An 8,042-nucleotide genomic window follows, 5' to 3' on the forward strand; every position below is an offset into this window, starting at 1 on the left:
TTGTTGCAAAGTCCAAAAGACCGTTCAAAAAGAGTATACCGAGGCTTTTATTTTGATGATGATGTGTTAAGTATTATTGATCGGGTGCCAAAGAGTTATAAATCTGAATTGGTGAATGAAGCTTTGAGAAAAGTGTTCAAGGAAAAGGGATTATTAGACTAAAAAAAAGCAGGCTTAAGCCTGCTTCTCTAGCCTTTAAGGCTACTATGTTTAAGAAATCTTTATTAGTTTTTGTGAAGGTTCTTGGTGTAGGTTTTGAAATTGTTGAACGGCCTCTGTCAGAGATTCCGTGTTCAATTTCTTTAAGATGCTTTTTCTTTGATTTTTAATAGTGCTTTCTTCTTTATGGAGAAGCTTTTGTATTTCTGAAACAGAATGACCATCAATAGCAAGAGCAAAGACTTCTTGTTCTGCTTTAGTAAACTGATTCATGAAGACTTTTTCTTTTAGGATTTTACACTCTTCTTCTACACGCTTTAGTCGAGCCACTTCATCAACTAAATCAGAAGCTACACTTAGAACATGTTCAATACCCATTAATAGTTTTTCAGTTTGATCCACGATAAGACCCTCCTATTTTTTGAGGGCAACCCATGTTATAATACTAGTATCGAGTTTAGTATTATGTTTTTCACATGGGGTGTTTCTCTGCCAGGAGAAATGCCCTTTTTATTTGGTTGTGTCTAATCTTGGTGTTAAACGTTTGAATCACCTCCTTAATTTATTTATCTTCCTTGTTATCAATCTCGTTATATTGCATTAAAACGTTTAATCTTGAGTTTTTACCGCCCTTAAAGATCTTATCTGGATTGATTTGATAGGTTCCAGCTCTAATCTTTTTAAGAAAGTCTGATTCTTGTAGAGCTTTCATTGTTTCAGCAATCGTAGGCTGAGAAATTCCTAATTTCTGTTCAATTTCTTTATAAGTCATTAAAAACATGTTCTCGCTATTAAGGTTATCCATTATGAATGTAAGAACTTTAAGTTTCTTATTACCTATTAAATCAAGACTTTCAACTATATGACCTAACCAAATTTTATGGAAATTAGCATCTCGTTCTTCAATGCTTATAACTTCCATTTCTTCGATTTCTCCAGTCTCTGAGTTTATGTATTTTTTTGTTCCTACAACTTTTGTTGCTTTTCTAGTTACTCCTTTTTTGCGTTTGTAATTAGACATTTTTTTAACTCCTTTATAGAAAAATAATCCAGTCTCTTTTTCATATTTTGAGTATATAATAACAAGAGACTTAAGTAAACACTTAAATCTTATTTAAGTAAACACTTAAAAAAATTTAAGTAAACACTTAAAAAAATTTAAGTGAACAAATCACCCTCAAACCCTTGATATAAAAGGGTTTGTCTAACATTTCACCTTTTTTTCACTCTTATCTATTAATATATTTGCTATTTTTAATGCAAGGTTCGAGTAGTATTTTTTCAGAAAGTCACTGAAAAAATCTCCACTCTTTTCTCCTTGCATTAAAAATTTCGGCAGGGTTGGTTATATCGCCAAGCCGAACATACCCAAAACGAAGTTTAAGATGATCGGCTTGTGACGGCCATTATACCTGCCGAACCGCCAAAGCAGCCGTCCATAGTTGCTACCTTTTCTCAAAATAAGATACACAAATGGGGACTAGTCCCCAAACCCCTAGCCAGCACACCACCCCAAAACAAAGGTAACCCAACCGATCAATCAATCGATCATCGATCAATCAGTAGGGAATCAGTAGGGATTTTGAAAAAATTAAAGAAACTATATATAGTTTGTCTTAGTGATTGATTGATAATTGATTGATCGATTGAAGGAGGGCAGTTTATATTATGGATTGGATAACGATTAATGATATTTCTAAAATGATTAATACACCTGTTCCAACTGTAAGGAGATACATACAAAAACATCAAGCTTTTCTTAATACTAAGAGGGAAGGAAAAAAGATTTTATTACATCCAGATTCCGTAGAAATTCTAAAGAAAATTCGGAAGTGGTATATGATTGATAACTTGATTGATACTGAAATAGATAATAAGCTCAAAGCCGACGGTTATAAGCTTTTCATTGATGTTCAATCAATCAATCATCAATCAATCAACCAAGAATTAGACTCTTCTTCTTTAGATTTTTTGAAAGCTATGTTTAAAGAACAAAGAGCAATTAACGAGCAACTTATGGAGAGTAATAAATTGTTGGTTAAAGAGCTAGAAGAAATAAAGAAAAGTTATAAAGAAAGTGAAATTAAAAGGGAACAAAGAGATTTAGCATTGATGGATACCTTACGATCAATGCAGGAAACAAAAAAATTAGTAGCTGCTTCAGAAGAAAAAAAGAAATGGTGGCAGTTTTGGAAACTTTAGTTGTTGCATTATAAACAACTTTAATAATGTATCAGAACCAACATATACAATGTTTCTTATGAGATGTGAAAGAAGATTTATTAAAAAATTGCACCTTAAAGGTGTCTTCTATTATGTAGCATGACATGTCTTATATGATATATTCTTTTGATGCTTATTACAGTGGCTGTTATAAGTTTTTTTAGATACAAAGGTTAATCACATGTGATTTTCAAGACACTTTCTTATAGATACATTTGATTACGTTAGTAATCATGTAGCTATAGAGAAGTTTTTTCTCTTATTCTCCTGTTATCATTTATTTTTGTGCGCGGCCGCAGGGATTGAAATTTTAAAAATATTGTCGTGAATATGCGAATATACATGTAGCATACATACAGTGAAGGCCGCCTTATAGGATGATACATAATGGGCGGCCTTTGTTGTGGCTATGTATAATTTATAACACATATATTTAATTAAAAATTTGGTATGTCAAGGTTCATCTAAAGGACTTTCTCCGTTTCAGTTTGGAATAAAAACTTAAGATATTTAGCAATATAAGTTTAAAGAGAAATTAGAAAGGAGATAAATTTTTATGAATAGTAACGATAATACTAATAAAGACAATTTGAATTTATTGGGAGCAGTAGCATTAGGATTGACCACGGTTTACACTGCAATATTAGCAACACAATTAATGTCTACAAAACATAAAGTTGATTATTTATATTACAAAGAACATTTTCAAAAAGAAGATAAGAGCAGTAATTAATTTTTTGAAGCATATAAACTACTAGGAATAATTTCTTTCAAAAGTATTCAAAACCTCCGTATAAAGTGGTCTGTCAACGGTAAATCGCAAGACCGTCAGGTCGAGAATTTAAGGAGTTGATAGATTCACCAAACCCAAACCCTCTTGGCACTCAAACAACCCCGTTTGTTTGACGCCAACCGGCGAGGGAGCCCCCTCAAAAAGTGAGGGGGTTGGGGGAGTTTTTTAGATGGGGTTAAGGGGAAGATTTCCCCTTACAGGTGGTGGACGGCGTCCACGGTCTTCATGAAAAAGGGCATCCGATAAGGATGTCTTTTTTCCTTTTGGCGAAGCCAAACACAGGGAGGAACGCCGACCGCCACCTCGTAGAGCGCGCTCCCAATTTGATCGAAGATGAAAAATTGGTGTAGTGCGTTACACCAAATCTAAAGTTGTGGTATGCTAGACCCAAGTACAGTGGTCGAAATGGGGGATTGAGGGATGGCCAAATATGGGATTATCCGCATGCAAAAGTTCCACAAAGACGCAATATTGGGGATCCAGAAACACAACCAACGAGAAGGCGAGAACAGTAAAAATAAAGACATCGATTCAACCAGGACGATGCTTAACTATGACTTTGTGAACGAGGACAAAATTAAGTACCATGAAGAAATTAAGAAGATGACGGCCACCCGTGTGAAACGAAAAATTCGGAATGATGCAGTCCTGGTGGCAGAGTTCTTTGTGTCGGCCAGTCCGGAGTATATGCATGCGATGTCGCCAGACGAGCAGCGCAAATATTTTGAAGCGTCATTGGATCATATAGCCGGTAAGTATGGCCAGCAGAATATTTTATACGCTGTGGTACATAACGATGAAGCGACGCCACATATGCACGTGGGGTTTGTGCCGATTACGGATGATCGACGCTTGGCGGCGAAAGAGTTTTTTCACGGTAAAACCAAGATTCGTCGAATTCAGGATGACTTTCACAACTACATGAACAAACGTGGGTATGACATTGAGCGTGGCGAGCCGAGCGAGCTGCAGCATAAAAGTGTGCATGAGTTTAAGAAACAAGAACGTGAAAAAGAGCTAAAGCATCTGCAACAACTAGTGGCTCACAAGGAAAAAGAGCTTCAACAGATGGACAATTTAGTGGAGTTAAAATCAGCACCACCCGTTGAGATACGTAGCGAGAGACGGATTGAAGAGTTATGTAGCCAACCGATTGAAGTAGAGGCGGCCAAGAGTGTCATGGGTTCCAAAGTGAAAGTGGAAGAAGCAGATTTTCATGAGCTTATGAGTCTCACAAAAGAGCTCCAGCAAACATTGGCGGCCGAGCATGAGCGTACTCATGCGTTGAGCCATGAGCTTGATCGCTATGAAAAAGAGAACAAGACACTGAAGAATGATTTGGATGAGACAAGGCAAGAATTAGAGGTATATGTGGCGGATCAAGACGGCCAAGTGGAAAAGGCGAAGAAACAAATGCGCCAGAAGCTTGTGCGTGACTTCTCAGCTGAACAAAAGGAAAAGCTCAAAGATGAGGTTAAGAGAGAACTAGATACGCAATATGAGGCTCATATAGGCTCTCTAAGCGATAATTTGACAATTGAGAAGCAGAAACATGAGAAAACGAAAAAAGAGCTTGTACAAGTAAATGAAGTGAATGAGAGCTTAACGAAGATGAGTCTTGGTTATATAAAGGATTATGTGCCAAAAGAAGATCTCGATAAAGCAAATAGGCAGGTTCGTGAACTAAAAGAAGAGAATAAAACATTGAAAGCCTGGAAGGAAAAAGCTTTAAATTGGATTGATCAGAATGTGGAGAAGATGAAACAGATTTCATTTTTTCAATATGTGCGTGGGATTGGAAAACCATCAAAACAGAAGGATCAAGACTTAGAACGGTAAAAAGGAGATATGAAGTTGAGTAAAATGAAAATGACAATCTTACTTATCGCTTTTGCAGTGGTAGCTGGTTATGATGTTTATTTACTGTTGAATGCTTATAACTATGGTTTTTCTGGTTAGTAAACATAGTTAAAGTCATATAAAAAAAGCTATTTCAATCGTATTGGCATCGGACTGAAATAGCTTTTTTATATTACATCTAGAGTGTTCTGGTTCGTCATGGATATCTTTATATGTGAAATATATCACAAACTTTTTTAGTTGTAAAGATAAAAACTGAAATTTGTATGACAAGTTTTAAAATAAAAGAAGAAACCTCGGCATTGGCAAGCGAGGTTTCTTCATGTAAGGGTTCATTCATACGTATCCGAGTACGAACGATGAGAGAATCATAACATATTTTTCAATATAACTATTACTTTTAATGTGTTGCTATATATACAAAATAAAAAAAGCAACCTCTGCAGTGGACTAGAGGTTGCTCTTTTGCTACGTTGAAATTTGTAAAAATAGTCTGACCCGTAGTGTAGCATATTATGGTATCAAATGCTATTTTTGGGGTACGAAGCATATGAATAAAAGGTGCGCTTTTTATTCATTCGTTTGGGTTATGCCCTAGTATGAAACCCTTACGCGTCAAGGATGTATAAAAAGCTGCATAATCGATAAAGAGGACCCTTTTGAGAACCTTTGCCTCCCAAGGGTTCTCTTTTTTGATGTGTTCCGGAAAGAGGTATTATGTTAACTAAATTTGTATATTGTATTCATAGAAAACTATTGTTAAATTATATGGTTTAGGTGGAGGATACTCTTGTTGAAGTTTATAGAAAAGGCTTTTTATATGGATTTATTTTAGGTATATCATTAGGGCTTTTTACGGTTCCTTATAAAGAGGTTATTGAAGGAAGTCTGGAAGAAACAAATTACTTTGATTTAAGTGATTTTATAATTCCTCTGCTTAGAGTGGGAGTTGTTGTAGCCTTAGTTGGAGCAGCAATAGGTTTTTTTCTTTATAAACGTAACAAAAAGAGCTTGGACTAATAAGTTCAAGCTCTTTTTGTCACGTTTATAAAATTGATTATGGAAAATAACTATAAATATGTATGTAATATATATAACTATTTCATATGTTAATCTTGAGATAAATAAATCCATTTCATTTCATCAAATTCTTCAATAATATAATTTGAACCTATATCTTTTAAAATTTTATTGAAAAATTTTATATCGATGTCATAATCATATAAGTCTTCCTGAACATATTCTGTCGTAATAAAATTCGTTAAATTTGTATTATTCACAAAGTCTGAAAAGAACGATCTTATAATGTCTGAATCTTCTTCATTTAATTTTTCATCATTAATGATTGAAATTCTAAAAACATTTAAAATCGCGTTAATATCTTCTTCGTCCATGTAACATAATGGATCTAGTTTTTTATCTTCTTCTGTAAATGGTTTTCTAGTATCTTCAATAACCACATAGGATAAAATGGTTCCTTCTCTTTCTACTTGAAAAATTTCTAAATCACGCAATTTTAATACTCTATGAAGTGATATCATAATTTCCTCCTATCCAAATATTAAACTAGGATGTCTTAACAAATTATATGCTGTTATACCTGTTATAGCTACCATTGTTACTATAAGTGAAGGTTTTGCTACTAACTCTGATAAAGAATATTTACTCATTTTCTGACGTTCTTTATCTAATTCTTTTTGTTTTTCTAATCCTCTTTTAAAATCAGCTGTTTTCTTTACATTTTTCTGTACAGACTTGGGAACACCAGCTGAATCTAGGGTTTTTTTATGACTTTTTCCTCCGTTAACTCTTTCAGCCCCTCTAATTTTCCCTTTTTCTACATGTACATGCCAATCATTATCTGTTCCTTCAACGTGGGGGCCTTCTACACGATATTTCCAACCAGCAGAGCCCGGTACGGGTTTCATAGCAGCAGCTGAAGCACTAGAATCTCCCATACTTAAAGCTAGAGTTGAAAAAAGTAAAGCGAATACCATTGATAAAATAAAATTCTTTTTCATAAAGTCTCTCTCCTAAACTTAAAATTCAATATAACAATATACTAAATTTTTAAGTATATAACAATAACTAGCATTAAAATAATTTATTTCCAAATAAACTAATTATTATTATGAAGACTTTATAATATCTTATTAACAATCTTGTTATTATAAAGGATAGTCTAGATATCAAGTTGTTTTTATTTTAGAATGATTTATATTTAGTCTTAATATTATATACCTATTGATAATGTACTTTTTGATAAAAAAAGCTTTTGAGAATATTATCTCAAAAGCTTTTTTGTCTATTTATTATAAAAAAGGTAATCCCCTCATTGGTACATCATAGTGTTTTAATAATACCCAAATAATTAAAACAGCTGCTAAGCTGCCAAAAGATAATAAAAGCTCTAGCATTCCTACTTCTTTTTCAGAATTCATATAAATCAGTCCCTTTAAGATATTAATAATATCTTGAAAAATATTATGTTTACTTAATAATTTATATATTACATTTTTCCTGTAATAGTTTAAAGATATTTTTTGCAGATTGAAAGAAAAAATATCTAAGAAAAGATCTCTTTGTTTTTGAGAAAAGTTATGGCAGGAAATATCATGTTGCATTTGAATACTAGTACTATAATTCTAAAATGAAAATGGGGGCTAGTAGGATGCTGGTAAAAAAGATGTTAAATGGCATTATGATGAAAGAAATCACCATTAAAGAATTAGCTGATCAGTATGATGTAAGTACTCGTACGATTCAATTAAAGATTAAGAAATTAGGCTATGAATGGGACAGTAAGGAAGGTATTTATCGCTATGTTGGACAAGAATCAGAGCCTTTAGATGTTGATTTTAGTACACTTATCTCTAAAAACAGTAAAATGCCAGCAGAACAAAAGCTAGCTACTAGCGAAGTAGCAGCTAGTACGAGCTATGTTGATGAAAGTGAAAGTACGAGCACTAGCTCTTCAAAAGCTAGCACAGTAGATGCAATTGATTTG

At 33.6% G+C, this 8,042-nt stretch carries 10 protein-coding genes; 5 read left to right on the top strand and 5 right to left on the bottom strand.

The window, feature by feature from the left end:
• Window positions 1-210 precede the first annotated feature (210 nt).
• Both MKX72_RS28250 and MKX72_RS28255 read right to left on the bottom strand, forming a co-directional pair.
• The gene (locus MKX72_RS28250; RefSeq protein ID WP_154992612.1) at window positions 211-561 is read right to left on the bottom strand and encodes a helix-turn-helix domain-containing protein; all 351 of its coding nucleotides are present in this window, start codon (window positions 559-561) and stop codon (window positions 211-213) included.
• A 160-nt stretch (window positions 562-721) separates the two neighbouring features.
• Entirely contained in the window at window positions 722-1,180 is a 459-nt protein-coding gene (locus MKX72_RS28255) for a replication/maintenance protein RepL (RefSeq protein ID WP_098250102.1), read from the bottom strand.
• A gap of 647 nt (window positions 1,181-1,827) precedes the next feature.
• On the opposite strand from MKX72_RS28255, the gene MKX72_RS28260 reads away from it, so the two are divergent.
• From MKX72_RS28260 to MKX72_RS28275, 4 genes are all read left to right on the top strand, one after another.
• Window positions 1,828-2,361, top strand: a complete 534-nt coding sequence (locus MKX72_RS28260) for a DUF3967 domain-containing protein (RefSeq protein ID WP_154992610.1) — start codon at window positions 1,828-1,830, stop codon at window positions 2,359-2,361.
• 577 nt (window positions 2,362-2,938) lie between these two features.
• Window positions 2,939-3,115, top strand: a complete 177-nt coding sequence (locus MKX72_RS28265; protein WP_016766102.1) for a hypothetical protein — start codon at window positions 2,939-2,941, stop codon at window positions 3,113-3,115.
• Window positions 3,116-3,595: 480 nt separating this feature from the next.
• Window positions 3,596-5,014 (top strand): MobV family relaxase, encoded by a 1,419-nt coding sequence (mobV, locus tag MKX72_RS28270; RefSeq protein ID WP_340761026.1) that lies wholly within the window; start codon window positions 3,596-3,598, stop codon window positions 5,012-5,014.
• 798 nt (window positions 5,015-5,812) lie between these two features.
• The gene (locus MKX72_RS28275) at window positions 5,813-6,055 is read left to right on the top strand and encodes a hypothetical protein (RefSeq protein WP_154992616.1); all 243 of its coding nucleotides are present in this window, start codon (window positions 5,813-5,815) and stop codon (window positions 6,053-6,055) included.
• 89 nt (window positions 6,056-6,144) lie between these two features.
• Here MKX72_RS28275 and MKX72_RS28280 read toward each other — a convergent pair whose 3' ends face one another.
• The 3 genes from MKX72_RS28280 to MKX72_RS28290 form a co-directional block, all read right to left on the bottom strand.
• Window positions 6,145-6,576 carry a terpene synthase gene (locus MKX72_RS28280; RefSeq protein WP_154992615.1) on the bottom strand — a complete coding sequence of 144 codons (432 nt, stop codon included), beginning with the start codon at window positions 6,574-6,576 and terminating at the stop codon, window positions 6,145-6,147.
• A gap of 9 nt (window positions 6,577-6,585) precedes the next feature.
• On the bottom strand, window positions 6,586-7,056 hold the full coding sequence (locus tag MKX72_RS28285) for a hypothetical protein (protein WP_154992614.1): 471 nt from the start codon (window positions 7,054-7,056) through the stop codon (window positions 6,586-6,588).
• A 291-nt stretch (window positions 7,057-7,347) separates the two neighbouring features.
• Window positions 7,348-7,476 carry a hypothetical protein gene (locus MKX72_RS28290; protein WP_260504228.1) on the bottom strand — a complete coding sequence of 43 codons (129 nt, stop codon included), beginning with the start codon at window positions 7,474-7,476 and terminating at the stop codon, window positions 7,348-7,350.
• 230 nt (window positions 7,477-7,706) lie between these two features.
• Here MKX72_RS28290 and MKX72_RS28295 point away from each other — a divergent pair.
• Window positions 7,707-8,042: HTH domain-containing protein (locus tag MKX72_RS28295; protein WP_340761027.1), on the top strand; the 336-nt coding region annotated here is incomplete at its 3' end.

Source organism: Priestia sp. FSL R5-0597, assembly GCF_038006305.1.
Taxonomy (GTDB): domain Bacteria; phylum Bacillota; class Bacilli; order Bacillales; family Bacillaceae_H; genus Priestia; species Priestia zanthoxyli.